The sequence below is a fragment of the Geomonas subterranea genome (assembly GCF_019063845.1).
Classification (GTDB): Bacteria; Desulfobacterota; Desulfuromonadia; order Geobacterales; family Geobacteraceae; genus Geomonas; species Geomonas subterranea.
The window spans coordinates 3,615,595-3,641,158 of the sequence record NZ_CP077683.1; the positions used below are offsets into that span (position 1 = coordinate 3,615,595).

At 63.4% G+C, this 25,564-nt stretch carries 22 protein-coding genes, 1 tRNA gene and 1 other RNA gene; 13 read left to right on the forward strand and 11 right to left on the reverse strand.

The window, feature by feature from the left end; all coding sequences use genetic code 11:
• Window positions 1-41: 41 nt before the first annotated feature.
• The 8 genes from nifJ to KP001_RS15745 form a co-directional block, all read right to left on the reverse strand.
• Window positions 42-3,593: a pyruvate:ferredoxin (flavodoxin) oxidoreductase gene (nifJ, locus tag KP001_RS15715; protein WP_217286531.1), complete on the reverse strand. Its 3,552-nt coding sequence runs from the start codon at window positions 3,591-3,593 to the stop codon at window positions 42-44.
• Window positions 3,594-3,670: 77 nt separating this feature from the next.
• The gene (gene recR, locus KP001_RS15720) at window positions 3,671-4,264 is read right to left on the reverse strand and encodes a recombination mediator RecR (RefSeq protein WP_217286532.1); all 594 of its coding nucleotides are present in this window, start codon (window positions 4,262-4,264) and stop codon (window positions 3,671-3,673) included.
• A 143-nt stretch (window positions 4,265-4,407) separates the two neighbouring features.
• Entirely contained in the window at window positions 4,408-4,722 is a 315-nt protein-coding gene (locus tag KP001_RS15725; protein WP_217286533.1) for a YbaB/EbfC family nucleoid-associated protein, read from the reverse strand.
• A 49-nt stretch (window positions 4,723-4,771) separates the two neighbouring features.
• Complete coding sequence (locus KP001_RS22070; protein ID WP_239027804.1) at window positions 4,772-5,167, reverse strand: hypothetical protein; 396 nt, start codon at window positions 5,165-5,167, stop codon at window positions 4,772-4,774.
• Window positions 5,155-6,522: a DNA polymerase III subunit gamma/tau gene (gene dnaX / locus KP001_RS15730; RefSeq protein WP_239027805.1), complete on the reverse strand. Its 1,368-nt coding sequence runs from the start codon at window positions 6,520-6,522 to the stop codon at window positions 5,155-5,157. Before dnaX ends, KP001_RS22070 begins: the two co-directional genes overlap by 13 nt.
• A gap of 78 nt (window positions 6,523-6,600) precedes the next feature.
• An RNA gene (ffs, locus tag KP001_RS15735) (signal recognition particle sRNA small type) lies at window positions 6,601-6,699 on the reverse strand.
• Between the two features lie 32 nt (window positions 6,700-6,731).
• Window positions 6,732-6,822, reverse strand: a tRNA-Ser gene (locus KP001_RS15740).
• A 123-nt stretch (window positions 6,823-6,945) separates the two neighbouring features.
• On the reverse strand, window positions 6,946-7,284 hold the full coding sequence (locus KP001_RS15745; protein ID WP_217286534.1) for a hypothetical protein: 339 nt from the start codon (window positions 7,282-7,284) through the stop codon (window positions 6,946-6,948).
• 208 nt (window positions 7,285-7,492) lie between these two features.
• Between KP001_RS15745 and mfd the strand changes: the two genes are divergently transcribed.
• The 3 genes from mfd to KP001_RS15760 all read left to right on the forward strand — a co-directional run bounded on the left by mfd (window position 7,493) and on the right by KP001_RS15760 (window position 13,036).
• Entirely contained in the window at window positions 7,493-10,966 is a 3,474-nt protein-coding gene (mfd, locus tag KP001_RS15750) for a transcription-repair coupling factor (RefSeq protein WP_217286535.1), read from the forward strand.
• Between the two features lie 54 nt (window positions 10,967-11,020).
• The gene (locus KP001_RS15755; RefSeq protein WP_217286536.1) at window positions 11,021-11,977 is read left to right on the forward strand and encodes a peptidylprolyl isomerase; all 957 of its coding nucleotides are present in this window, start codon (window positions 11,021-11,023) and stop codon (window positions 11,975-11,977) included.
• Between the two features lie 96 nt (window positions 11,978-12,073).
• Window positions 12,074-13,036 (forward strand): peptidylprolyl isomerase, encoded by a 963-nt coding sequence (locus tag KP001_RS15760; protein ID WP_217286537.1) that lies wholly within the window; start codon window positions 12,074-12,076, stop codon window positions 13,034-13,036.
• An 87-nt stretch (window positions 13,037-13,123) separates the two neighbouring features.
• On the opposite strand, the gene KP001_RS15765 is transcribed toward KP001_RS15760, so the two are convergent.
• Entirely contained in the window at window positions 13,124-14,017 is an 894-nt protein-coding gene (locus KP001_RS15765) for a DnaJ C-terminal domain-containing protein (RefSeq protein WP_217286538.1), read from the reverse strand.
• A gap of 150 nt (window positions 14,018-14,167) precedes the next feature.
• Between KP001_RS15765 and KP001_RS15770 the strand changes: the two genes are divergently transcribed.
• Together KP001_RS15770 and KP001_RS15775 are read left to right on the forward strand one after the other, a co-directional pair.
• Window positions 14,168-15,367: a protoporphyrinogen/coproporphyrinogen oxidase gene (locus KP001_RS15770; RefSeq protein WP_217286539.1), complete on the forward strand. Its 1,200-nt coding sequence runs from the start codon at window positions 14,168-14,170 to the stop codon at window positions 15,365-15,367.
• A gap of 120 nt (window positions 15,368-15,487) precedes the next feature.
• Window positions 15,488-16,261, forward strand: coding sequence for a four helix bundle suffix domain-containing protein (locus tag KP001_RS15775; protein WP_217286540.1), 774 nt, complete (start codon window positions 15,488-15,490; stop codon window positions 16,259-16,261).
• Here the strand turns inward: KP001_RS15775 and KP001_RS15780 are convergent.
• A complete protein-coding gene (locus tag KP001_RS15780; protein WP_217286541.1) occupies window positions 16,258-16,788 on the reverse strand; it encodes a hypothetical protein in 531 nt (176 codons plus the stop codon). The two genes, KP001_RS15775 and KP001_RS15780, sit on opposite strands and share 4 nt — an antisense overlap.
• A gap of 140 nt (window positions 16,789-16,928) precedes the next feature.
• Here KP001_RS15780 and KP001_RS15785 point away from each other — a divergent pair, with 140 nt between their 5' ends.
• Entirely contained in the window at window positions 16,929-17,405 is a 477-nt protein-coding gene (locus KP001_RS15785) for a peroxiredoxin (protein ID WP_217286542.1), read from the forward strand.
• A gap of 80 nt (window positions 17,406-17,485) precedes the next feature.
• Here the strand turns inward: KP001_RS15785 and KP001_RS15790 are convergent, their stop codons facing one another.
• Window positions 17,486-17,857 (reverse strand): hypothetical protein, encoded by a 372-nt coding sequence (locus KP001_RS15790; RefSeq protein ID WP_217286543.1) that lies wholly within the window; start codon window positions 17,855-17,857, stop codon window positions 17,486-17,488.
• Window positions 17,858-18,081: 224 nt separating this feature from the next.
• On the opposite strand from KP001_RS15790, the gene KP001_RS15795 reads away from it, so the two are divergent.
• The 7 genes from KP001_RS15795 (at window position 18,082) to nuoF (ending at window position 25,555) form a co-directional block, all read left to right on the forward strand.
• Window positions 18,082-18,621 (forward strand): acyloxyacyl hydrolase, encoded by a 540-nt coding sequence (locus KP001_RS15795; RefSeq protein WP_217286544.1) that lies wholly within the window; start codon window positions 18,082-18,084, stop codon window positions 18,619-18,621.
• A 177-nt stretch (window positions 18,622-18,798) separates the two neighbouring features.
• Window positions 18,799-19,209, forward strand: a complete 411-nt coding sequence (locus tag KP001_RS15800; protein ID WP_217286545.1) for a GreA/GreB family elongation factor — start codon at window positions 18,799-18,801, stop codon at window positions 19,207-19,209.
• A 200-nt stretch (window positions 19,210-19,409) separates the two neighbouring features.
• The gene (locus KP001_RS15805) at window positions 19,410-20,783 is read left to right on the forward strand and encodes a GspE/PulE/PilB domain-containing protein (protein ID WP_217289630.1); all 1,374 of its coding nucleotides are present in this window, start codon (window positions 19,410-19,412) and stop codon (window positions 20,781-20,783) included.
• A 103-nt stretch (window positions 20,784-20,886) separates the two neighbouring features.
• Entirely contained in the window at window positions 20,887-21,288 is a 402-nt protein-coding gene (locus KP001_RS15810) for an NADH-quinone oxidoreductase subunit A (protein ID WP_217286546.1), read from the forward strand.
• Window positions 21,285-23,669, forward strand: coding sequence for an NADH-quinone oxidoreductase subunit B/C/D (locus tag KP001_RS15815; protein WP_217286547.1), 2,385 nt, complete (start codon window positions 21,285-21,287; stop codon window positions 23,667-23,669). Before KP001_RS15810 ends, KP001_RS15815 begins: the two co-directional genes overlap by 4 nt.
• Before the next feature lie 22 nt (window positions 23,670-23,691).
• Window positions 23,692-24,165: an NADH-quinone oxidoreductase subunit NuoE gene (gene nuoE, locus KP001_RS15820; protein ID WP_217286548.1), complete on the forward strand. Its 474-nt coding sequence runs from the start codon at window positions 23,692-23,694 to the stop codon at window positions 24,163-24,165.
• Window positions 24,166-24,292: 127 nt separating this feature from the next.
• Window positions 24,293-25,555: an NADH-quinone oxidoreductase subunit NuoF gene (gene nuoF / locus KP001_RS15825; RefSeq protein ID WP_217286549.1), complete on the forward strand. Its 1,263-nt coding sequence runs from the start codon at window positions 24,293-24,295 to the stop codon at window positions 25,553-25,555.
• Window positions 25,556-25,564: the final 9 nt, after the last annotated feature.

Here is a 25,564-nt window from a genome sequence, read left to right on the forward strand (position 1 = left end):
CGGGTCTGGCCCCTGTCAAGCGCTTTTGTTACGTGTCTTTCCTATTTCTCGAAGTCCATTTCAGCCATCCGCTTGTACAGATCGAAGCGGCGTGCAGTGAGTTCGGAGGAGCGGGCCATGAGGGTGGCGGCCGCCTCGGGGTTGTTCTTCTTCAGTACGCGGTAGCGGTTCTCGCCGTAGGCGTACTCCTCGAGAGATATGCTCGGGTCCTTGCTGTCCAGGACGAGCGGGTTCTTGCCCTGCTCGGCCAGCTCGGGGTTGTAGCGGACCAGCGGCCAGTGACCGGAGGCGACGGCGCGCTTCTGGGTCTCGACGGCGGTGGCCATGTCGATGCCGTGGGCGATGCAGTGGCTGTAGGCGAGGATCAGCGACGGGCCGTCGTAGGCCTCGGCCTCCATGAACGCCTTGACCACCTGGGCCGGGTTGGAGAGGGACACCTTGGCGACGTAGACGTTGCCGTAGGCCATGGCGATCATGGCCAGGTCCTTCTTGGCCTGGGGCTTGCCCCCCGCGGCGAACTGTGCCACGGCGCCCATCGGGGTGGACTTCGATGCCTGGCCGCCGGTGTTGGAGTACACCTCGGTGTCGAGCACCAGGAGGTTAACGTTCTTGCCGGAGGCGATGACGTGATCGAGGCCGCCGTAGCCGATGTCATAGGCCCAGCCGTCGCCGCCGACGATCCAGACCGACTTCTTGACCAGGTAGTCTGCGATGGAGAGGAGCTTCTTGGCGGCGGCGTCGCCGGAAGCCGAGAGGATCTCCTTCAGCTTGGCCACGCGGCCCCGCTGTGCCTCGACCCCCGCCTGGGTCTTCTGGTCGGCGCCCTTGATCTCGGCCACGAGGTCGGCCGGGAGGGAGATGGTATCGATCAGCTCGAGCGCCGCCTGGTTGAACTTGTCCACGGCGAGCCTCATGCCGAAGCCGAACTCGGCGTTGTCCTCGAAGAGCGAGTTGGACCAGGCCGGGCCGCGCCCGTCGGCGTTTTTCGCCCAGGGTGTGGTCGGCAGGTTGCCGCCGTAGATCGAGGTGCAGCCGGTGGCGTTGGCGATGAGCGCGCGGTCACCGAAGAGCTGGGACATGAGCTTCAGGTACGGGGTCTCGCCGCAGCCGGCGCAGGCGCCGGAGTACTCGAAGAGCGGGCGTACCAGCTGGCTTCCCTTGAGGGTGTCGAGCTTCAAGAGGCTCGGGTCGGTCTCGGGGAGGTTGAGGAAGAACTCGTAGTTGGCTGCCTCGGAGGCGCGCAGCGGCGCCTGGAACTTCATGTTGATCGCCTTGTGCTTCGGGTCCTCCTTCGACTTCGCCGGGCAGTTGGCCACGCAGGCGGCGCAGCCGGTGCAGTCCTCGGGGGCTACCTGGATGGTGCACTTCATCCCCTTGAACTCGTTGCCGCGGGCGTCGGCGGATTTGAAGGTCTCCGGTGCGCCGGCCAGCTTGTCGGCGTCGTACACCTTCATCCTGATGGTGGCGTGCGGGCAGACGAAGGAGCAGATGCCGCACTGGATGCAGAGCTGCTCGTCCCATACCGGGATGTCCACGGCGATGTTGCGCTTCTCGTACTGCGAGGTCGCGGTCGGGAAGGTGCCGTCGGCCGGGAGCATGGAGACCGGAACGTCGTCGCCGTGGCCGGCGATCAACTGGGCGGTCACTTCCTGTACGAACTTGGGAGCGTGGGCGCTCACCACGGCGGGCTTTTTGATCTTGCTGGTAGCGGTCGCCGGGACGGTGATCTCGAAGATGTTCTCGAGGGCGGCGTCCACCGCCTTGTTGTTCATCTCGACCACCTTCTCGCCGGACTTGCCGTAGGACTTCTTGATGGCGTCCTTGATGGAGGCGATGGCGGCGTCGAGCGGCATGATGTTGGAGATCTTGAAGAAGGCGGTCTGCATGATCACGTTGATCCTGGCGCCAAGCCCCAGCTTCTCGCCGAGCGCGATGGCGTTGATCACGTAGAACTTGAGCTTCTTGTCGATGATCTGCTGCTGCACCTCGACCGGCATGGAGTTCCAGACCTGGTCCTTGTCGTCGGTGAGCGAACAGAGGAGGAAGGTGCCGCCGACCTTGGCGCGGGTGAGCATGTCGTACTTCTCGAGGAAAGAGAAGTTGTGGCAGGCGACGAAGTCCGCCTGGTCGATCAGGTACGGGGAGCGGATCTCACCCTTGCCAAAGCGCAGGTGCGACACGGTCACGGTGCCGGCCTTCTTGGAGTCGTAGACGAAGTAGGCCTGGACGTTGTTGTCGGTGTTCTCGCCGATGATCTTGATGGAGTTCTTGTTGGCGCCGACGGTGCCGTCGGAGCCCAGGCCGAAGAACATGGCGGAGTAGGTACCGGCGGAGGGGTTCACGAAGCCCGGATCGTAGTCGAGCGAGCAGTTGGTGACGTCCTCCTTGATGCCGACCACGAAGTGGTTCTTCGGCTTGTCGGCTTTCAGGTTGTCGAACACCCCCTTGGCCATGCCCGGGGTGAACTCCTTGGAGCCCAGGCCGAAGCGCCCCCCCACGATGACCGGGTAGGACTTGAAGGAGGTCTTGCCGTCGGCCATGGCCTCGCCGATGGCGGTCCTTACGTCGAGGTAGAGCGGCTCGCCCAGGGAGCCCGGCTCCTTGGTGCGGTCGAGCACGGCGATCTTCTTGACGCTGGCGGGGAGGCAGGCTGCGACGGCGTCGACCGGGAACGGCCTGAACAGGCGCACCTTGACCAGGCCCACCTTCTCGCCGGCGGCGTTCAGGGTCTCCAGGGTCTCCTGGACCGTGTCGGCTGCGCTACCCATCACGATGATGACGCGCTCCGCGTCCGGGGCGCCGACGTATTCCGCGACGGAGTACTTGCGGCCGGTGAGCCCGGCGAACTTGTCCATCTCCTCCTGCACGATCTGCAGGGCTTTCGGGTAGTAGGCATTGACGGTCTCGCGACCCTGGAAGTAGACGTCCGGGTTCTGGGCGGTGCCGCGCAGCACCGGGCGGTCCGGGGTCAGCGCGCGTGCCCGGTGCGCCTGCACCAGCTCGTCGCTGATCATGAAGCGCATGTCGTCAAAGGTAAGCTCCTCGACCTTCTGCACCTCGTGGGAGGTCCTGAAACCGTCGAAGTAGTGCATGAAGGGGACGCGCGCCCTGAGGGTGGCCGCCTGGGAGATCAGCGCGAAGTCCATGACCTCCTGCACGTTGTTGGAGCAGATCATGCCCCAGCCGGTGGAACGGGCGGACATGACGTCGGAGTGGTCGCCGAAGATGTTCAGCGCGGCGGCGGAGATGGCGCGGGCCGAGATGTGGAACACCGTCGAGGTGAGCTCGCCGGCGATCTTGAACATGTTCGGGATCATGAGCAACAGACCCTGGCTGGCGGTGAAGGTGGTGGTGAGGGCGCCGGCCTGGAGCGCGCCGTGCACGGCACCGGAGGCGCCCCCTTCGGACTGCAGCTCGGAAACCGAGGGGACGGTGCCCCAGATGTTCTTCTCGCCCCGGGCGCTCTTCTCGTCCGAGATCTCCCCCATGACCGAGGAGGGGGTGATCGGGTAGATGGCGATCACCTCGTTGGTGGCGTGCGCCACGTGCGCTGCCGCGGTGTTACCGTCGATTGTTACCATTCTGCGGGACATTGATTTCCTCCTGTGTTTGAAAATCTAATTGAGCTTTACGGTAAAAGATCGTTCTAGTTCCCACATCCGGGAGGGGCTCAAAGCTCCGAACGCCCCTCCACCGCCCGCTGCACGGTCGCCGCATCCACGTATTCCAGGTCGCTGCCGATGGGGATGCCGTGCGCCAGACGCGTCACCCTGATCCCGAGCGGCTTGATCATCCTGGTCAGGTAGAGCGCCGTCGCCTCCCCTTCCACCGTGAAGTTGGTGGCGATCAGCACCTCGCGCACCTCGCCCCCCTCCAGCCGCTGCATCAGCTCGGCGATCCTCAGGTCGCGCGGTGTAACGCCGTTTAACGGTGAAAGCGCTCCCTGCAGCACGTGGTAGCGGCCGCGGAAAGCGCGGCTTCTTTCCAGAGCCAGCAGGTCTTGCGGCTCCTCCACCACGCAGAGCGTGGCGCCGTCCCGCTCCCCCGAGCAGATCCAGCAGGGATCATCCTCGGTGATGGCAAAACAGCGGGAGCAAAAACCGACCTTCTCCTTCACCTGAAGGAGGCTCTCCGCTAACGCCTCGATATTGCCGGGATATTTAAGCAGATGAAAGGCGAGCCGCAAGGCACTTTTTTCACCGACGCCGGGGAGTTTTTTCAATTCCCCCACCAGCCTGGTCAGCGAGCCCGAAAAATGTAGCATATTCCCACCACGGATAAAACAAGTTTTTACTGGTTATTTTTACGAAAAAAAATTTGATCGTAGAATTGGATAATTAAAGGGCGCACACCAACCGATATGCACCCTTTCCCTTCATCCTATTCCCGCAGCGGCGCCGCGAAGCTCTAGAAAAGGCCCGGAATGCTCAGCCCGCCGGTGATCTTGCTCATCTCCTCGCTCATCTCCTGGTGCACCTTCTTGAGCGCCTCGTTGATGGCGGTGATGACCAGATCCTGCAGCATCTCCACGTCTTCCGGATCGACGGCCTCCTTCTTGATGACCAGCGAGAGCACCTGGTTCTTGCCGTTGACAACCGCCGTTACCGCACCGCCACCGGTGGTGACCTCGGCGGTTTTCTCCGCCGCCTGCTCCTGCAGCTTGCCCATCTTCTGCTGCATCATCTGGGCTTGTTTCATGATCTGCGCTAAACCTTTAGACATCGTATCCTCCAATTTTTCTCTTATTGTCGCAGCGTACCGCGGAACGTTGTTATGATTTGACCGCTTCTTTTTGCGAAAGCTCCTGCACTTCGGCGATCTCGCCGTCGAACATCTCGACCGCCGCGGCCACCAGCGGATGTTCCTCCGCCTCGCGCCTCAGGACGGCCTTGCGCTCGGCATCTTCAAGGCTTTTTTTTTCCGACAGGGTCGGGGCTGCGTCGGTCGGCGGCGCGTTCAGCGCAACCACCTTGACCTGCGTCGGCACCCCGAAATGCGCCTGCGCCAGGCTCTTCAGCTCGTTGATCTGCTCAGGGTCCTGCAGGCGGGTCAGCTGGAAAGAGCCCTGCAGGCACCCGATTTCCAGTATCCCCTGCGCCACCTTGACCGGGTACACCTCTTCCAGCGCGCCCCCAAGCATCGGCTTCTTCCCTTTCACAGCCTGCACGAAGCCTCCCCAGAGGTCGGCGGCGGTGCCGGAAGCGAAGGAAGCGGCCGGGACGGCCTGGGGCGCCGCTGCGGGACGGGACGCCGGTGCCGCGGCATGATGCGGTGCGGGCGCCGGGTCGCGCGCGGGATGGGACGCGGCGGCAACGGGAGCAGCGGCGGGGCGCGCGGGGGGGGCGGGATGGGCCGGATGCGCCGGGCGCGCTGCCGGGGAGCCCCCTTTTCCAGGGCGTCCAGCCGGGTCAGCAGCTCCTGCACCGGGATGGCGGGGGCCATCGTCGCCATCTTCATCAGAGCCATTTCCAGGATCAGGCGCGGAAAGCCCGCATGCGCCATCTCGGCCTCGGCCTTGAGCAGGATGGCGAGGTGGCGCTGCAGTTCCTGCTGGCCGGCGCCGGCCCCCAGCCCCCTCAACTCACCCAGCTCGGCGTCGGAGAGTTCCAGGAGGTCCCCCGGCTCCCCCACCGCCTTCAGGATGGCGATGCTGCGGAACCGGTCGATAAGCTCCTGGCAGAACTGGCGCATGCTGTAGCCGAAGGAATCGACCTGGGCCACGATTTCCAACGCCCCTTTGACGTCCGCCTGCAGCACGCTGCGGCAGCCGTCCATGATCAGGCGACGGTCCACCACGCCCAAAAGCGCGGCCACGTCGGCATCCGATACGCTGTTGCCGCAGAAGGCGAGCACCTGGTCCAGCGTGGAGAGGGAGTCGCGCATGCTGCCGTCCCCCTTGCGGGCGACGACCGAGAGCGCCTCGTCGGAGACCTGCACCCCCTCCTGGTCCACGATGAAGCGAAGCCTCGAGACGATGCGCGGCAGCGCGATCCGCTTGAAGTCGAAGCGCTGGCAGCGCGACAGGATGGTTATGGGGACCTTGTGCGGCTCGGTGGTGGCGAAGATGAATTTGACGTGCGGCGGCGGCTCTTCCAGCGTCTTCAAAAGGGCGTTGAAGGCGTTGGTGGTGAGCATGTGCACTTCGTCGATGATGAAGATCTTGTAGCGCGAGCGCGACGGGAGGTACTTGATGTTGTCGCGGAGTTCCCGGATGTCGTCGACCCCGGTGTTGGAGGCGCCGTCGATCTCGAAGACGTCCACCGAGTTGACGTCGGTGATCTCCATGCAGGTGGAGCAGGTGTTGCACGGCTCCACGGTCAGGCCGCACTCGCAGTTCAGCGCCTTGGCGAGGATGCGCGCCGAACTGGTCTTGCCCACGCCGCGGGCGCCGGTGAAGAGAAAGGCATGCGCGACCCTGCCGCCGTCGATGGCGTTTTTCAAGGTCTGACTGACATGCTCCTGGCCGACCAGGTCGCTGAAGGTCTGGGGGCGCCATTTTCTAGCAAGGACAAGATAGGACAAGGCGGCGTACCTCTATGGCTTCACGTGGTTCATGGTTCGTGCGGGGTGTGGGGCGGGCGGGGGGTTGCGGAAAGAGCTGATAGCTGGGCTACCCCGCGGCACACGGGGGCGGTTACTGCCGCTGCTTCCTTCCGGACCTGACGGGGTTCATAACCTTCCGTTGCGCGGGACCCAGCTATCAGGTCTATCCGCAAAGGGTAATGTAAGTATGGCGGAGAGAGAGGGATTCGAACCCTCGGTACGCTATTAACGTACACACGCTTTCCAGGCGTGCTCCTTCAACCACTCGGACATCTCTCCACAACAAGGAGGAGATATATAATACACGCCGCATTAATTGTAAAGCGAATTCTTCAGGGGAACGTAAAACACCGGGTGGCCCAGCAGCAACGATGGGCCGGACCCGGCACCAGTGCGCTGCGGTCAGCCGGCCAGTTCGTCGGGGCGGCGTCCCTTCTTGCGCATGAGGATGGCCTGGAGGAGGGACTGCTTCTCTTTTTGCAACAGCTGCTTCGCGATGATGGAACGCACCGAGAGGAGCTCCTTCCTGAGCGCCTCGGCGTTTCTCACCAGGTGCCTGGCCCTGGGGTCGCTCCGGACGTAGGGGGAGAGCAGGTGCACGGCCTCGGAGATCTTGCGGCTGACCAGCACGCGCTCACGGTAGTCTTCCAGACGGCCCGATTTGAGGCGTTCCTCTAGTGCAGCAAACTCCGCGCTGAAGTAATTTATCACGTCGGAGTGGAGGATATCTTCTTGTTTCATAGGCTCACCCTTGATTAAACCGCTCTCACCTTTTACTCCTCAGGCTTCAAGAGGCTCTTCGGCGGCTCCGGTTATTTACTTTACTTTTATTTGGGGGGAGCGGAAAAAGTTTGGCCGCAAGCGTCTGGATAATCGGCCCCGTTTTTGCTATGCTCAACCGGTGCTTGAGAGCTCCACCCACCAAAGCGAAAGGCCCCGCCACGACACGATGACCATGCCCGAAGCGCAGTACCTGAAACAGCTCAACGAGAAACTGAATCCCCCCGCATGCCAGGTGAGTGTGACCGGGCTCGAGGGGGGGGCGCCGGCCTACCTCCTGTCGCGGCTTGCCGACCACGTCGGCGCACCGCTGGTGGTGCTGACCGCCGACCAGGAGAGCGCGGACGAGATCACCCGCGAACTGCGCTTCTTCGCCGCGCGCCCGGAGACGGTACTCCCCTTCCCCGCCTGGGACGTCACCCCCTTCGAGGCGGCCTCGCCGCACCCCGACCTGGTGGGAGAGCGGCTGAACGCCCTGGTCCGCCTCCTGGATGGCGGCGTGCAGGCGCTGGTGCTCCCGGTGGCGAGCGTCCTGCAGAGGGTGATTCCCCGCGGTACCCTGGGCGGCGTCTGCCACTACCTGGTGGCGGGCGAGGAGCTGGAGCGGGACGGCCTGGTCGAGAAGCTGGTGAAGCTAGGGTATTCACACGTCCCCCTGGTCGAGGACCGCGGCACCTTCTCGGTACGCGGCGGCATCCTGGACATCTTCCCCCCCGACCGGGAGCAGCCGGTGCGCATCGAGTTCTTCGGCGACCTGGTCGAGACCATGCGTCTCTTCGATCCCGTCTCCCAGCGCTCGCTCGAGCCGCTCGAGGAGCTGGTGCTGCTCCCCTCCCGCGAGGTGATCCTCTCCGAACAGGTGGTGAAGGATCTCGCCCCGAGGCTCAAGCGCCGCTGCGACCACCTCGGCATCGGCGCCGACCGGCGCCGGGAACTTCTGGATCAGCTGCAGCACGCCATCTACCCCCCCGGGGTCGAATTCCTGCAGCCCCTGTTCCACCCGCAGCTGGAGTCCATTCTCGATTACGCGGGGGAGAACGCGGTGCGGGTCCTGGTCGACCCGGCGGCCGTAGCCGATGCGCTGCAGCGCTTCGGTGAGGATCTGGAGAGCGCGGCGAAACGCGCCGAGCTGCGCGACGCCATCGTCTGCGATCCCGCCGAGCTCTACCTCACGGCGCAGGAGCTCGAGCGCGCGCTGGCAACCGGGCGCCGCCTGGAGTTCCCCCGCCTGGAGATCGAGGGGGAAGGGGGGGAGAAGCTCCGGGTCGGCTGCGCGGGGAATCAGGACCTCAGGCTGGACACCACCCCGGAAGGGGAACGGGTGCTGGCCCCCCTGACCGAGAAGATGGTGACCTGGATCGCGGCGGGGAACCGCGTGCTGATCCCCTGCCACCAGGCGGGACAGGCGAGGAGGCTCTACGAGCTCCTGTCGCACTACCGGCTCCCCCTGGAGCACTCCCAGGACTCGTTCCGGACCGCCGCCTCCCGCCCCGCCGGGCGGGTGGAGATCCTGATCGGCGAGATATCCCGCGGCTTCCGCCTGGAGCAGGAGCGCCTGGTGGTGATCGCCGAGGAGGAGATCTTCGGCAAGAGGGTGAAGCGGCGCGGCCTGTCCGAGGCGAAAAAGAAACAGCTCCTCACCTCGCTGGCCGAGTTGAAGCCGGGGGACCACATGGTCCACATCGACTTCGGGGTCGCGCTGTACCGGGGGCTGCAACACCTGAGCCTCACCGGTCTGGAAGGCGATTTCCTGCTTCTCGAGTACGCCGGCGGCGACAAGCTCTACCTCCCGGTTGACCGCATCAACCTGGTGCAGCGCTACGTGGGAGCCGAGGGGATCGAGCCGAGGCTCGACCGCCTGGGGGGCGCCGGCTGGGAAAAGGCCAAGGCCAAGGCACGCGCCGAGATCCAGGAGATGGCGGCGGAACTTCTGAAGATCCACGCCGCGCGCGAGGTCCAGGAGGGATACCGCTACTCCCCCGCCGACGACATGTACCGGGCCTTCGAGGCCTCCTTCGCCTTCGAGGAGACGCCGGACCAGGCGGCCGCCATCGACCAGGTCATCGCCGACATGGAGAGCCCGCGCCCCATGGACCGCCTGGTCTGCGGCGACGTCGGCTACGGCAAGACCGAGGTGGCCATGCGCGCCGCCTTCAAGGCGACCCTGGACGGCAAGCAGGTGGCCATCCTGGTCCCCACCACCGTTTTGGCCCAGCAGCACGCCGAGAGCTTCGCCGCGCGGCTCAAGGATTACCCGGTGCGGGTGGAGATGCTGTCGCGCTTCCGTACCCCGCAGCAGCAGAAACAGATCCTCGAGGGGGTGAAAAAGGGTGAAGTCGACATCGTCATCGGCACCCATCGCCTGCTGCAAAAGGACGTGGTCTTCAAGGACCTGGGGCTTCTGATCGTGGACGAGGAGCAGCGCTTCGGCGTCGCGCACAAGGAGAGGCTCAAGCAGTTCCGGGCCGTGGTCGACATCCTCACCCTCACCGCGACTCCCATCCCGCGCACCCTGTACATGTCGCTCATGGGGATCCGCGACCTCTCCATCATCGACACCCCGCCGGTGGACCGGCTCGCCATCAAGACCTTCGTTTCCCGCTCCTCCGACGAGCTGATCCGCGAGGCGGTCCTGCGGGAGCTGAGGCGCGGCGGCCAGGTCTTCTTCGTGCACAACCGGGTGCAGTCGATCGGCGCCATGGCCGAGGAGCTCAGGCGCATCGTCCCCGAGGCGAAGATCGCCGTGGGGCACGGGCAGATGGCGGAGAAGGAGCTGGAACAGGTGATGCTCTCCTTCATGCACGGCGAGGCGAACCTCCTTTTGTGCACCACCATCATCGAAAGCGGCCTGGACATCCCCACCGCCAACACGCTGATCGTGAACCGCGCCGACACCTTCGGCCTCTCGCAGCTCTACCAGTTGCGCGGCAGGGTCGGCCGGTCCAAGACCCGCGCCTACGCCTACCTCCTCATCCCGGGGGAGGGCTCCATCTCCTCCGACGCGCGCGAGCGGCTGAAGATCATCCAGGAGCTCACCGAGCTCGGGGCCGGGTTCAGGATCGCCACCCACGACCTGGAGATCCGCGGCGCAGGCGACCTGCTGGGGGCGCGCCAAAGCGGCGACATCGCGGCGGTCGGCTTCGAGCTCTACACCGAACTCCTCGACGAGGCGGTGCGGACCCTCAAGGGGGAGGCGCTCCCCGACCGGGTGGAGCCGGAGATCAAGCTCAAGGTCCCCGCCTTCATCCCCGAGGATTACGTGCGGGACCCGAACCAGCGCCTGCTCATCTACAAGAAGCTGACCCAACCGGCGGACGAGGCCGAGATCGACGACATCCGCGAGGAGCTGGCGGACCGGTTCGGCCCGCTGCCGGTCGCGGCGCTCTTCCTCCTGGAGGTGATGCGCCTGCGCGTCGCCTTGAAACGGTTGCTGGTGAAGGAGATCGAGTTCTCCGGCAACGAGCTCTCGCTCGCCTTCCACGAGAGGACGCCGGTCTCCCCCGACGCCATCACCGGACTGCTGCGCAAAGAGAAGGGAAAATACAGGTTTACGCCGGACTTCCGGCTTTACGTGCGCGTCGCCGACAGCTCCTTCGACGGGGTGCTGGCGGAGGCCAGAAATGTCTTGAAATGCCTAGTCTGATATGCTAGCGTTCACCGGATTGAAATAAAATTAGCAAGTTCAAAGGAGCCAACCGTGCATTTCAGCAAAACTGCCGCAGTACTTTTACTCGCACTGAGCGTGGCCATGACCGGCTGCAAGAAGCAGCAGGCGGGCACCGAGGCGAAGCAGGAAGGCCCGGGCAAAGGGATCGTCCTCGCCGAGGTGAACGGCGCCAACATCACCGACAACGATTTCTACAAGGAGCAGGCCGCTCTTCCTCCCCAGCTCAAGCCGATGACCGAGACCCCGGAGGGGAAGAAGGAGATGATCGACACCATGGTGGTGCGCGAGCTGATCATGCAGCAGGCGGCCAAGGACGGCATCGACAAGAGCCCCGAGGTGGCCGCTAAGCTCGAGGACCTGAAGAAGCGCGTCATCGTCGAGGCGTTCCTCAAGAAGAAGATTGAGGAGTCCGGCAAGGTGTCCGACGCCGAGATGCAGGAGTACTACAACAAGAACAAGGACAAGTTCAAATCCGACGCCCAGATCAGGGCGAGCCACATCCTGGTGAAGTCCGAGGCGGAGGCCAAGGATGTCGAGAAGCAGCTTAAGGGCGGCGCGAGCTTCGAGGAGCTCGCCAAGAAGCACTCCATCGACGGTGCAGCTCCCAAGGGGGGCGACCTCGGCTGGTTCGGCAAGAACTCCATGATCCCCGAATTCGAGAAGGTGGCCTTCGGCCTCAAGGAGGGTGAGACCTCCGGGATCGTGAAGACCCAGTTCGGTTACCACATCATCAAGAAGACCGGCGCCCGTCCGGCCGGCCCGCGGAGCCTGGACGAGGTGAAGGACGAGATCAAGGCGGCCCTGCAGCCCGCCAAGCAGCAGGAGGTCTTCAAGAAGCTGAAGGAAGACCTGAAAAAGCAGGCGAAGGTTTCCGTGAAAGAAGATGCGCTGAAAGAGCTCGGCGGCGAAGGGGCCAAGGAGGGCGCAGCTCACCCCGCCAAGCCGGGCGAGGCAGCGCAGCCGGCTCAGCCCGCCAAGGGCAAGTAGCCGAAACCGTTAGGCAACAACCGAAGAACCGACGGCCGGGCGCGAGCCCGGCCGTTTTTGCACAAACGCCGCGCCACGCGGCCACAGAGAGAACCCATGGCTAAGATCATCATCGCCTGCTGCATGCTGGCCCTTTTCGCAATCGCCCCGGCTTTCGCCGGCACCAAACAGATCAGCGGCATCTCCGCCATCGTCAACGACGAAGTGATCACCAACACCGACGTCGACAAGGAATACGCCCAGGTGCAGAAGGAAGCCGAAAAGCTTCCCCCCTCCGACAAAATCGACCTGCGTAACCTGGCCATCAACCGCCTGATCGACCGGAAACTGGTCGAACAGAAGATCCGCGAGCTTGACATCAAGGTGAGCGACGAGGACGTGCGCCTGGCCATCGAGGACGTCAAGAAGCAGAACAACCTGACCCAGCAGGCCCTTGAGCAGGCGCTCGCCAGCCAGGGGCTCAGCTTCCCGCAGTACAAGGTGCAGCTCAAGGAGCAGCTGGAGCGGATGCGGCTCATGAGCCAGGAGGTCCGCTCCAAGATCCAGGTGGGTGAGCGCGAGACGCGCGAGTACTACGAAACCCACCGCGCCGACTACGGCGGCAGCAGCGAGACCTTCCATGCCCGCCACATCTTCTTCAAGCTCGATCCGAAGGGGAGCGCCGGCGACACCGCCAAGGTGGAGAAACTCGCCAACGAGGTGCTGGTGAAGGCACGGGGGGGGGAGGATTTCGTCGAACTGGCCAAGAAGTACTCGCAGGATCCCGCGGCCGCCAAGAACGGGGGGGATCTCGGGACCTTCAAGAGAAGCGACATGCTGGCCGAAATCGGCAACACCGTCGCCGCGATGAAGCCGGGCGAGGTGAGCTCACTGGTAGCAAGCCCTGCCGGACTGCACATCATCAAGCTGGAAGAGAAGAGTCAGGAGAAGGGGCGCGCCTTCGAAGAGGTAAAGGACTCCATCGAAGAGCAGCTCTACAAGAAGAAGTCGGACGAGCGCTTCAACCAGTGGGTCAAGGACCTGCGCAGCTCCGCCAGCATCGACATCAAGCACCCCTGACACCGTTTCCCGAAAGCAAAAATCCCCCTCACCGGCACCCGGCGAGGGGGATTTTTTTATGGTGGGATGTCGTGCGGGTTGCTTAAGCTAGAGCTCTTCGGCTGCCAGTTGTTCGACCAGTTCACGCTGGCGCGCCGACAGTTTTTCGGGCACGCGCACCGCGATCCTCACGTACATGTCGCCGCGCGCCTGCGACCCGAGCACCGGGAACCCCAGCCCCTTGAGGCGCACCTTGGTGCCGGACTGGATGCCTGCCGGAATCTTGATCCTCTTGGCCCCCTCCATGGTCGGCACCTCGACCTGCCCCCCCAGCACCGCCCGCGAGAAGCGCACCTCGTGGCTCAGCACGATGTCCGCGCCTTCACGCTGGAACAGCGGATCGGTTCCCACCGTCACCGAGAGGTAGAGATCCCCGGCGGGTCCCCCCATGCGCCCCGGTGCGCCGCGCCCCGCCACCCTGAGCCTCGCCCCCGTCTCGATCCCGGCGGGGATCTTCACCGACAGCTCTTCGCGCGTGCCGTCGCGCATGAAGGCCACCCGTTTCTCGGCGCCGTCGTAGGCGTCGCGGAAGGTGACCTGGATCTCCATCGAGAAGTCCTCCCCCTTGGCGGCCATGGAGCGACCGCGACCGCCGCGCTGACGCCGCACGGCGTCGCCGAAGATGCGGGAGAAGATGTCGTCGGTGCCAAAGCCCTGGTCGCGGAACATGTCGTCCACGTTGAAGCCCCGGAAGATATCCTCCTGGGAGAAACGCTGATGGAAGTTTGTGGAGCCAAACTGGTCGAACTGCTCTTTCTTCTTGGGATCGGAGAGTACCGCGTAGGCCTCGTTGATCTCCTTGAAGCGCTCCTCGGCCTGCTTGTCACCCGGATTCTTGTCCGGGTGATACTTGACCGCGAGTTTGCGGTAGGCCCGCTTGATCTCTTCAGCCGAGGCGCCCTTCTTGAGACCGAGCACCTCGTAATAATCGTTCTGTGCCATGCTTAATTCCCTTTCATATTCCTTCTTTTGAGCTTCACAGAATGTAATAGCTGACCGAGCCATTGTCAACATGTTGTAAACCTTGACAACCCGCCGTAGCCGCGCTTATATAGGCTGGAATTAACGACCCTTAAAAACAGGAGCTGCCAGATGAAGCAATTCGACGCCATCGTCATAGGTGCAGGGATCAGCGGTCTCAGTTTCGCAAGTCATGCAGCGGCCAAGGGGCTGAACACGCTGGTTTTGGAAAAGAGCGACCGGCCGGGGGGCTGCTTTCATTCACACCGCTTCGAAGGGAGCGCATCCGGGTTCTGGCTGGAGCTTGGTGCCCACACCTGCTACAACTCCTACGGCGGATTGCTGGAGCTGATGGAGAGGCATGGCCTGATGGGGAGCATCCTTCCCAGGGAAAAGGTGTCGTTCAAGATGCTGGTGAACAACGAGGTGAAGAGCATCCCTTCGCAGCTTTCCTTCCCCGAGCTCGCCTTTTCCGCGTGGAAGCTCTTCACCCTGAAGAAGGACGGGGCCAGCGTCTCCTCCTATTACGGCAGCATCGTCGGCCGCAAGAACTATGACCGGGTCTTCGGTCCCGCGTTCAACGCCGTCATCTCCCAGCGTGCCGACGACTTCCCCGCCGACATGCTGTTCAACAAGCGCCCCAGGAGAAAGGACGTCATCAAGAGCTTCACCCTGCAGGGAGGGCTTAACAGCGTCATCGACAAGCTTGCCGTCGCGGACCGGGTGACCCTGCAGACGGGCGCGGAGGTGGCGCGCATCGCCAAGGGGACGGACGGCTACACGGTGGAGCTCGCCGACGGGACCGCTTACCAGGCGCCGCGGCTGACCCTCGCCGCCCCTCCCCCCTCGAGCGCCGCGCTTGCCGCCGGGATCGCGCCGGAGCTCGCCGAGGTACTCACCCAGATCAAGCTGGAAACCATCGAGAGCGTGGGGGTGGCGGTCAAGAAGAGTAAGCTGAAGCTCCCGCTTCTGGCCGGCCTGATCCCGATCGGGGAGGAGTTCTACTCCGCCGTTTCGCGCGACACCGTGCTCCATGACAGCTATCGCGGCTTCAGCTTCCACTACAAGGCGGGCAAGGTATCCCTGGAGGCCAAGCTGAATCGGATCGCCTCCGTGTTGCAGGTGCAGACCGAGGACCTGGAACAGGTGGTGCAGCGCGAGAGCCAGCTTCCCTCCCCGGTGGTCGGGCACAAGGGGCTCACAGACCAGATCGACCGTCTGGTTGCCGGCAGCAACCTCTACGTCACCGGCAACTATTTCGCTGGCATGGCCGTCGAGGACTGCATCGTGCGTTCGAAGAAAGAATTCGAAAGGCTCGCCGCGTCGCTGTGACCGCGACATTGCTGGTATGAAAAAAGCCCGTCCACTACGTGGACGGGCTTTTTTTTATGGGCCGTGGTGGAAGGGGTAGCCAGGTGCCGTGGTAAAATGCCTGGTGCCGGGGAGGAAGCCATGGTCGACGTCGAAAGTGGAAAGCTGTTGCAGAGCCACGGGGGGTATCGTCAGCTGAAGAGTTTTCAGCTGGCCCAATTGGTGTATGACGTGACCGTCCGCTTTTGCGACCGCTACATCGACAAGCGGAGCAGGACCCATGACCAGATGGTACAGGCCGCCCGGAGCGGCGTGCAGAACATCGCGGAAGGAAGTCAGGCTTCAGGGACCTCCAAGAAGACCGAGTTGAAATTGACCAACGTCGCCCGCACCAGCCTAGAGGAGTTGCGCCTGGACTACCAGGACTTTCTGCGTCAGCGCAGGCTGCCACGGTGGGATCGCTCAGACCCGCGCCGCACCGCCTTGGTTGCCCGGCGCTGTAAAAGCGCCGACGAGGTGGCCCGCTGGGTGGTGGAAGTTTGCAGGGGTGGGCAGGGGGAACCAAGTGGACAAGAACCAAGTGGACATGGACTGAGTGGACCCGGTGGACCACATGGACAACGAAGTGGACACCAAGCGACCACGGTAGCCGCCCCCACAGCCCCCACAGCCCCCACAGCCCCCACAGCCCCCACCAGGTCCACCGGGTCCACCGGGTCCACAAGGTCCACAAGGTCCACAAGGTCCACTAGCAGCTATGCCGAGGCGGCGGCCAACGCTGCGCTTACCCTCATAGCGGTGGCATGCTCACTGCTGGAGCGCCAACTCAACGCCCAGGCTGCTGCCTTTGAAAAAGAAGGTGGTTTCACCGAGCGCCTCTACCGGACCCGAGCACAAAGCCGCAACCGCCTCTAAAGCCCCCACCGCCACCAACACACCCCCACGGCCCCGCCATAAAGCAACACCCCGGCGGGACTGGAAACGGCAACCTTCAGGTCCTGGCCCGACGGTACCGAGCTGTAGCTGAAAACGTAAATGGCAACGTACATCAACAGCGTGTGCGGCAGATCGCCGGGGAACCACCGGCTCCAACCGAGATACAGGTAATACGCCACGAGATTCAACAATAACGGCGCAAGCGCCGAAGGGAGCGCTGACACCGTCCCGGGGTTACTGATGGTAACCGATCCCAGCACCCACCGCCCCGGACCATCCCGGCGAGGCACGATGGTGAACCCCACGGGGCGCCCACCGGTGATACCCGCGACTACGAGGTGAGACAGCTCGTGCAGCAGCGTCCCGGGGAGCGCCCAACAGATCTGCCAGAACGCACCGGCCTTCCCTACCCGCGCCTGCGATACCGCCAGCGCGATGACCAGCAGCACCCCCGCAAAATGGTGCCACCTTGCCGGGTCCACCGCCGCCTCCATCATACCGCTCATCTTAGCTCCTCCGTTGACCCGCGGCAGCATACCTTGAATCAAAGCCGGTTACAACAGGCGTCATGCTCATTCCCCTTGCCAACCACGGCCATTCTGCTATGGTTTATCGGCTAATGAGAAGCACGTCAAAGGAGGAGATTATGTTTCTGGAAGGTCAAAAGGCACCGGAGTTCAGGCTGCAGGGGAGCGACGGGAAGGAGCACACGCTCGGAGATTACAAAGGCAGGATCCTGGTTCTCTTCTTCTACCCCAGGGACAACACCCCCGGCTGCACGGCGGAGGCGGTGGGCTTCGCCAAGCTGCACGCGCTCTTCGAGCAACTTGGAGCGGTACTGGTCGGAGTCTCGAAGGATTCCCTGAAGTCCCACGACAAATTCATCGCCGATTTCAAGCTCCCCTTTACCCTCCTCTCCGACCCGGACGCTTCGGTGATGAAAACGTACGGCGCCTTCGGCGAAAAGGTGCAATACGGCAAGACCACCATGGGCACCATCCGTTCCACCGTGGTGATCTCACCGGAGGGAATCGTCATCAAACACTGGCCCAAGGTCGCCAAAGCATCGGAGCACCCGGACAAGGTGCTTGATTTCTTCAAGATGCTCGCGAAGGGACGGTAGGCAAAAGAAAAGGGGCGAACCGGTTCTTCGCCCCTCATTTCCTTTACTTTTACGCCCCGTGCCGCGCCGGCATCTCCCGCTCAATCCACGAAATTATAGTTCGTTTCCGAATCCAGAATCTTCACCATAGACTCTGCGGTGTACGGGTACTCTGTCTGCACGTCCTCGGCTTTCCTGTTGGGCGGCGGCGTCCAGTGCAGCACCCAGTCTCCGTCACGTTTCTCTCTGGAAACTCTCCCCTGACAACGGGCCTCCAATGTACGCCACATCTCATCTTCGTTGATCAACTCGAACCCGTCGATCTTCTCACTCTCTTTCAGGTTCTGCAGGAACCTGTCGAGCAGATCGAAGTCAATGAAGTCCTCCTCATTGCGCCACCACTTGATGAATACCCGGTCGGGGTGAGCACTCTTCGCGTCTCTGATCTCCTTTACCAGTTGGTATCCTTTCATGGCCACCTCCTTCGGGCGTGTACCTGCCAACCTCATTCTCCCTCATAGTACCAACTAAATAGTACATCCGCCGTTGTTTTTGTGCAAGGCAGCGGTATCAGGCTGCAGCGATGGCCGTGCCGGGACCGGGAACCGCCGCGCCGCATCTACTCGACGGTGCTTGAATTTAGGAAAAAGGAGGCTTAAATGTAGTAGCGTTAGCAATCCCCAATACGGAGCGCGCCATGAGACGAATCTGCTGCCTGGTGTTGATCGCAATCGCTCTGTCTCTCGGGGCAGAAGGCCCCGCGTCGGCGAACAACTGGGGCCCCTTCGGTGTGCGAGGAGGATTCTCGGTCGACGGCAAGGACCACGGCGCCCAGATGATCGAGGCCTTCGCCTGCTACCAGCTCCCCTGGAGCCTGCGCAGCAAAGGTGGCTGGGGCATCTCAACCGAGGTATCCCTCACGGCCGGGGCCCTTTCCAGCGGCGACGACCTCGGCCTCGTCGGTTCGCTCGGTCCGGTCTTTACCATCGGCAATCACAACTCCGTCGAGCTCGACCTCGGCGTAAGCATCGCGGTGCTCGGCCGCGACAGGTTCGGCGGAAGAGATTACAACGGCATCGAGCAGTTCATCTCCCATGCCGGCGTCATCTACCACTTAACCCCGACGTTCGCGCTTTCCTACCGGTTCCAGCACATGTCCAACGCGGGCCTGAACGGAAAGATCAACCCCGGACTCAACATGCACCTGTTCGGGATCAACTGGTACCCCGGAAAATAATCATCTTCCTTTGACAGATTCCCAACCGCGTTATAGTATCTGTCCGCCAGGGGCCTGGATATCCGCCACCACGGCCCCGGCAGGACATTACACTCAGGAAGGTTCACCATCGTTACATCCAGAAAAAGCCGGCTACACCGGCTAATCATCGAAAGGCTGACGCAGGATCTGTCGGTTTTGTCCAACGCCGCCAAAACCGCGCACGAAGCCGCCATCCACGAAGAAAACATCCCCGATAACAAATACGACACGCTCAGCCTGGAAGCATCATACGTGGCACAGGGGCAGGCAAACCGCGCCCAGGAGTTGAAGCGCGCCCTGCAGGCCTACCGACAGCTACCCCTGCACCCCTTCGGCGAGGGAGCCAGCATCCGGCTCACGGCCCTGGTGACGCTCCTGGACGAAGAGGGGGCGGCCAAAACCTTCTTCATCGGTCCGCAGGAAGGGGGGCTGAAACTGCGGCTTGATGACGAGGAGGTACTGGTCATCACCGCCGGTTCCCCCTTGGGGCGGGAGCTGATAGGAAAGTCGCTCGGAGACGAGGTGGAACTGGGGAGTAATCGCTACGAGATAATCGACCTTTGCTGAGCCGGCGCAACTCACCGTTTGCTATTGACATTGTCCTGCGGCGGCTCTAAATTAGCGCTCGATTAACAAAGTCGGTCCCGTCCAGCCCGGAAGGTCAGTCCGCGCGGACGCTGCCGTTTGGGTTGGCGGCTTTTTTTGTCACTGGCTCAACGAGTTATACCTGCAATTTTGATGACATGCCGGAGGGGAGCTTGGAAAAGATGAGGTTGGGCGAAATGCTGGTCAAGGCCGGAAAAATCACGGCGGCCCAGCTTGATGAGACGCTGAAAGGACAGGCAATATTCGGAGGACGTTTCGGCACCAACCTGGTGGAAATGGGATACCTGGACGAGCAGGATCTGGCGGAATTCCTCAGCCAGAAGGTAGGCATCGCCCACGCCGCTCCGGGACAACTGCTCGACATCCCCCCTCACATCATCAAGCTCATCCCGGTGGACTACGTCAAGAAGTACAAGGCGGTCCCCATAGCGCTCAACAACCGCAAGGTCACCCTGGCGATGGTCGATCCCACCGACCTGCACGCCATTGATGAAATAGCGTTCGCCACCGGCTATATCATCGTCCCGGTCATCGCACCGGAGCTGCGCATCGTGACGGCGCTGGAGAAGTACTACGGTATCAAGCGAGACGTGCGCTACATCAGCGTCGAGGGAGGCAGCAGAAGCAGGAGCAGGCAGCATGCCGCCCATTCCGCCGCCCCCTCCCCGGCTACGCCGGCTGCACGGGTCGTGACAGCCCCCCCTCCCCCACCAGAACCGACACCGACGCTCGGTGAGTGGCCCGCCCACGTCGAGGAAGAGATCCTCGACCTCCCCATGCTGGAGGAATTGAGCCTTGCCGGCCTGGAGCAACCCGAGACGACACCGCCCCCGGCGCCACTCCACCCCGGCGCCCCTGCGGCGACGCCGGCCGCTGCGCCGGCGGCCTCTTCTACTCCTGCTCAGGCTCCGGCACCCGAATCGGCGCCCCACCCGGCACCGGCGCCCCCTCCAGCGGAACCGCCCCAACAGACGGTGACAGCCGCAGCTCCAAAGCCCGCGCCTATCGCGGAACTTTACCGGGAGGAGATGGAGGAACCAGAGCAGGACTACTCGCTGGACAGCGTCCTTGCCGGGCTCGCCGAGGCCGACGACCGCGACTGGATCGCTGAACTGATCACCGGCCACCTGGGGCCCCAGTTCAAGCGGGTCGCCTTCTTCCTGCTGCGGGGGGGAAACGCAACAGGGTGGATGGCGCGGGTAGACAACAAGCCGGTCCCGGAGTTCGAGGGGCTGGAGCTTTCCCTGAGCGACCCCTCGGTGCTGAACGTGGTGAACCAGAGCAAAAGCTTCTTCCTGGGCCCCATGCCTCCCACTCCCGGCAACCAGGCCATCATGGAGGCCCTCGGGGGGGGCACCCCTTTCAACAACCTTCTGGTGCCGCTACTGATGATGGGGCGCGTGGTCGCCGTCCTGTACGTCGGCGGGGGAAGAACACCCCTGGACGAAAAGGTGCCCGAGATACAAAAACTCATTAGTAAAGCGGCCATGGCGTTCGAGATCCTGATACTGAGGAGCAAGATTATGATGTCCTGATCTAATGATCCGCACCTCCCCCGCGGACTAATTGACTTTCGGCGGCGCTACGCTAGATTATACGGGTACCAAAATCCCCTGTTATTCTCATTGAAAGGCCGGTATGCCAGTCACCGCACAGCAGGTCGAGTTCATCCCCCTCGCCATTTACACCGTCATCGCGGTGGGGCTCATCGGCGTCCTGCTGGCGGCAGCGTACTTTCTCGGCTCGGGCCATGATTCAGCCGACAAGCACATACCCTACGAGTCAGGGGTGGCCCCCACCGGTGCCGCCCGCCACACCTCGCAAGTCCCCTTCTACCTCATCGCCATCTTCTTCATCGTGTTCGACGTCGAAGGCTCCTTCATCCTGACCTGGGCCACCGCCTGGGATCTTCTGGGTATCCAGGGGCTGGTGCACATCACGGTCTTCATCGTCATCCTGATGCTCGGCCTCGTCTGGCTCTGGATGAAAGGCGGGCTGGAGTGGGGACCTTCCGCCACCCGTACGCGAGGTAGATCTTGAGCGAGAGGGACGACGAAAAAATACCGGAAAACGTCCTCCTCACCTCCCTGGACGACCTGATCAACTGGGGGAGGGCGAACTCACTCTGGCCGATGTTCTTCGGGCTTTCCTGCTGCTTCGTCGAAATGATGGCTTCCTTCACCTCGCGCTACGACGTTTCGCGCTTCGGCGCCGAGGTGCTGCGCGGCACGCCCCGCGAGTCCGACCTGATGGTGATCGCGGGAACGGTCTTCAAAAAGATGGCCCCGAGCATCCTCAGGCTCTACGACCAGATGGCCGAACCCAAATGGGTCATCTCCATGGGAAGCTGCGCCAACTCCGGCGGCATGTACGACGTCTATTCCGTGGTGCAGGGGGTGAACCAGATACTGCCGGTCGACCTCTACATACCCGGCTGTCCGCCGCGCCCCGAATCCTTCCTCGAAGGGCTCATGCTGCTGCAGCAAAAGATCAGGAGCGAGGAGCGGCCGACCCGTCCGGTGCTCCGGATGCAGGGGGGAACGCAGGGGACCGTCGCCCCCATCCTCGAGGACGGCGTCACCAAGTCGCGGGACACCCGCGGGCCGGGCCTGGAGGGGGTTCCCATCCGCGGCAGCTCGATGCAGCACCCCTATTTCGCCGCACCCCGCTCGGACGAGCTCTGGCGCCCGAAACAGCCCCGGCTCCCCTACCCCGAGTTCGGGCTGGAAGAGGAACTGCAGGCGGCATTCAATGGGGAGGTGGTCAGGGACGAGGCAGGGGCCGACATGCTGACCTTGCGCGCCCCCGCCCGCTTGGTGCCGGAGCTCCTGAAGCACCTGAAGGAGCGTAAGTCTTCGCAGTTTCGCCGCCTGGAGGACATCGCCTGCGTCGACGAGTCCTGCCGCCGCGACAGGGACAGGTTCCGGGACTTCACCGTCAACTACCACCTCACCTGCTTCGACACCCCCGGCAGGATCAGGATCAAGACCGAGCTGGACGGGGAGTACCCCGAGATCCCCAGTGTCACCTCCGTCTTCCCCGTCGCCAACTGGTACGAGCGGGAGGCGTACGACATGTTCGGCATCCGCTTCGCCGGTCATCCCAACCTGACCAGGATCCTGATGCCCCCCGACTGGGAAGGGCACCCGCTCAGGAAGGAGCATCCCTCCCGGGCCACCGAGATGCCCGCGTACACCGCGGAGCATGCGCGCGGGCGCAGGACCCTCCCCGGCAGCGACTTCTTCGACCGCGTCGACGACGAGACACTGATCCTGAACCTCGGTCCCCAGCACCCCGGTACCCACGGGGTGGTGCGCTTCGTCCTGAAACTCTCCGGCGAGGAGATCGTCGACATGGACACCGAGATCGGCTACCACCACCGCGGGGCCGAGAAGATCGGGGAGCGCCAGAACTGGCACCAGTACATGCCTTACACCGACCGGGTCGATTACCTGGCCGGCGTCCAGAACAACCTCGCCTACGTCAATTCGGTGGAGAAGCTCTGCGGCATCGAGGTGCCGGAGCGGGCCATGTACATCAGGGTCATGCTCTGCGAGCTGTTCCGCATCGCCAACCACCTGGTGTGGCTTGGGACCTTCGCCGCCGACATCGGGGCCATGACCCCGGTCTTCTACACCTTCACCGACCGGGAGAAGATCTTCGACATCGTGGAGCTGATCACCGGCGGACGGATGCACCCCGCGTGGTTCAGGATCGGCGGCGTCGCGGACGACCTCCCGGCGGGGTGGCTGGACAAGGTCCACGCTTTCCTGGAGTGGTTCCCCCCCCGCCTCGCCGAGTACGAAAAGCTTCTGTCCGGCAACCCCATTTTCACGGCGCGGCTGAAGGGGGTTTCCGCCATCACGGTGGATGAGGCGCTGGAGTGGGGACTCACCGGGCCGATGCTGCGCGCCTGCGGCTTCGACTGGGACCTGCGCAAGAAGATGCCCTACTGCGGCTATGACCGTTTCGACTTCAGGGTGGCCACTGCCGAGGGGGGAGACTGCTACGCCCGGTACCTGGTGCGCATGGAGGAGATGCGGCAATCGCTCTCCATCGTCAGGCAGGCCGCCCAGGGGATGCCGGACGGACGCTGGATCTCCCAGGATTACCGTTACACGCTGCCGCAAAAAAGAGACGCCCTGGAAAACATCGAATCCCTGATCCACCACTTCGTGAACGCGACCCGCGGGATGTCCCCTCCAAAGGGCGAGTGCTACGCCCCCATCGAGGCCCCGAAGGGGGAATACGGCTACTTCGCGGTTTCCGACGGCCTGCACACCGCCTACCGGATGCGGATCAGGACCGCGACCTTCCCGCACATCCAGTCCCTGCCGGTCTTGAGCCGCGGCTGGCTGCTGTCGGACTTCCTCGCCATCATCGGGTCCGTTGACTTCGTGTTGGCGGACCTGGACCGGTAACCATAAGGAGCAGAACCGGGAAATGATTCCAGAGACCCTCAAAACATCGCTTGAGGCGCGCGTCGCTTCCGCCATCACCCCGCGCGAGGCCGCGGTGGACGTGATGAAGGAGCTGCAGACCCACTACGGATGGCTTACCGACGAGGCGGTAGGGGAGGCCGCGGTGCTGCTGGGCCTGTCGCCTTTGCAGGTGGAGGAGCTCGCCACCTTCTACGAGATGATCTACCGCCGCCCGGTGGGGAAGAAGGTGATCCACGTCTGCGACTCCATCTCCTGCTGGTGCGCCGACTGCGACACGATCATCCAATACCTGAAGGACAAGCTCGGCGTCGGGCTGGGGGGGACCACGGCGGACGGCGTGTTCACGCTGATTCCCTGCTGCTGCATGGGGATGTGCGGCGACAGCCCCGCCATGTCGGTCGGAGGGGTCCCGTACGGGAAGCTGACGCCTGAACTGGTGGACAAGATACTGGAAGCGGAGCGGAACAACGGGTAAAGGCACCCTCACCCCGACCCTCTCCCGGGGGGCGAGGGAGTCCCATCCCTTCTCCCCTTAGAAGAAGGGTCCGCGAAGGGGATGAGGGCGCAGCCACAGGGTGAAAGACAGAGAACGACAAGGAACCATGGAACTCCCTCTTTTCCGACATAACCGCCCCGACCGCGTGGTCACTTTTGACGAGTACCGCGAGGAGGGGGGCTTCGAGGCGCTGAAAAAGGCCTTCTCCGGGATGAGCCCGGACGACGTGCAGCAAACCGTGATGGATTCGGGGCTCCGGGGACGCGGCGGCGCCGGCTTCGCCACCGGAAGGAAGTGGTCCTTCGTCCCCCGCGACCTCCCCGGCCCGCGCTGGCTCATCTGCAACTGCGACGAGATGGAACCGGGAACCTACAAGGACCGGGTGCTCCTGGAGCACAACCCGTACTCCCTGATCGAGGGGATGACCCTCGCCTGCTACGCGCTCGGAGTCCGGCACGCCTTCATCTTCATCAGGAAGGGATACGAGCAGGCCGCGGCCAACCTGGCTCGCGGCATCGAGGAGGCGAAGAAGGCGGGACTGCTCGGCGAGCACATCCTGGGGAGCGAGCACGCCATCGAACTGGACCTGCACCTCTCCGCCGGCCGCTACATCTGCGGCGAGGAGACCGCGCTCATCAACGCGCTGGAGGGGAAGCGCCCCAACCCGCGCTCCAAGCCTCCCTTTCCGGCGGTGAAAGGGCTCTGGCAGGGACCGACCGTGGTGAACAACGTGGAGACGCTGGCCAACGTCCCGGCCATCATCGCCAACGGAGCCGCCTGGTTCAAGGGGCTCGCGCTCAACCCCGAGGGGGCCGGCAGCAAGCTCTTCTGCGTGAGCGGCTCGGTCAAGAACCGCGCCTGCGTCGAACTCCCCATCGGCACCACGCTCGGGGACATCATCGACGGGGCCTGCGGCGGCATGCGCGACGGCAAGAAGTTCAAGGCCTGCATCCCGGGGGGGGCCTCGACCCAATTCCTGAAGCCGGAGCACTGGACGCTCCCGATGGACTACGACACCGTGGCCAAGGCGGGCTCGCGCCTCGGCTCCGGCGGGGTGATCGTCTTCGACGAGGGACACTGCCTGGTGGAGGCGACCCTGAACCTGATCAACTTCTTCGCCCGCGAATCCTGCGGCTGGTGCACCCCGTGCCGCGAGGGCCTTCCCTACGTGAAGGAGATCCTCACCCGGATCGAGAACGGGCGCGGCGAGGAGGACGACATCACCATCCTGCGCGAGCACGTGAAGTACCTGAACTACACCTTCTGCGCCCTCGCCCCCGGCGCCATGGCCCCGCTGGACGGCCTGCTGCGCGATTTCGAGGACGAGGTGCGGGAGCACATCGTCAAGAAGAGGTGCCCGCTGAAATAAGGTTCCATG

Coding starts and splice junctions, on each gene's coding strand:
- KP001_RS15780 (WP_217286541.1), bottom strand. CDS start 16,788: ATGAGCGGTATGATGGAGGCGGCGGTGGACCCGGCAAGGTGGCACCAT.
- KP001_RS15765 (WP_217286538.1), bottom strand. CDS start 14,017: ATGGCACAGAACGATTATTACGAGGTGCTCGGTCTCAAGAAGGGCGCC.
- KP001_RS15790 (WP_217286543.1), bottom strand. CDS start 17,857: ATGAAAGGATACCAACTGGTAAAGGAGATCAGAGACGCGAAGAGTGCT.
- KP001_RS15725 (WP_217286533.1), bottom strand. CDS start 4,722: ATGTCTAAAGGTTTAGCGCAGATCATGAAACAAGCCCAGATGATGCAG.
- KP001_RS15785 (WP_217286542.1), top strand. CDS start 16,929: ATGTTTCTGGAAGGTCAAAAGGCACCGGAGTTCAGGCTGCAGGGGAGC.
- nuoF (WP_217286549.1), top strand. CDS start 24,293: ATGGAACTCCCTCTTTTCCGACATAACCGCCCCGACCGCGTGGTCACT.
- KP001_RS15745 (WP_217286534.1), bottom strand. CDS start 7,284: ATGAAACAAGAAGATATCCTCCACTCCGACGTGATAAATTACTTCAGC.
- KP001_RS15810 (WP_217286546.1), top strand. CDS start 20,887: ATGCCAGTCACCGCACAGCAGGTCGAGTTCATCCCCCTCGCCATTTAC.
- KP001_RS15770 (WP_217286539.1), top strand. CDS start 14,168: ATGAAGCAATTCGACGCCATCGTCATAGGTGCAGGGATCAGCGGTCTC.
- recR (WP_217286532.1), bottom strand. CDS start 4,264: ATGCTACATTTTTCGGGCTCGCTGACCAGGCTGGTGGGGGAATTGAAA.
- nifJ (WP_217286531.1), bottom strand. CDS start 3,593: ATGTCCCGCAGAATGGTAACAATCGACGGTAACACCGCGGCAGCGCAC.
- KP001_RS15805 (WP_217289630.1), top strand. CDS start 19,410: ATGAGGTTGGGCGAAATGCTGGTCAAGGCCGGAAAAATCACGGCGGCC.
- nuoE (WP_217286548.1), top strand. CDS start 23,692: ATGATTCCAGAGACCCTCAAAACATCGCTTGAGGCGCGCGTCGCTTCC.
- KP001_RS15795 (WP_217286544.1), top strand. CDS start 18,082: ATGAGACGAATCTGCTGCCTGGTGTTGATCGCAATCGCTCTGTCTCTC.
- mfd (WP_217286535.1), top strand. CDS start 7,493: ATGACCATGCCCGAAGCGCAGTACCTGAAACAGCTCAACGAGAAACTG.
- KP001_RS15760 (WP_217286537.1), top strand. CDS start 12,074: ATGGCTAAGATCATCATCGCCTGCTGCATGCTGGCCCTTTTCGCAATC.
- KP001_RS15775 (WP_217286540.1), top strand. CDS start 15,488: ATGGTCGACGTCGAAAGTGGAAAGCTGTTGCAGAGCCACGGGGGGTAT.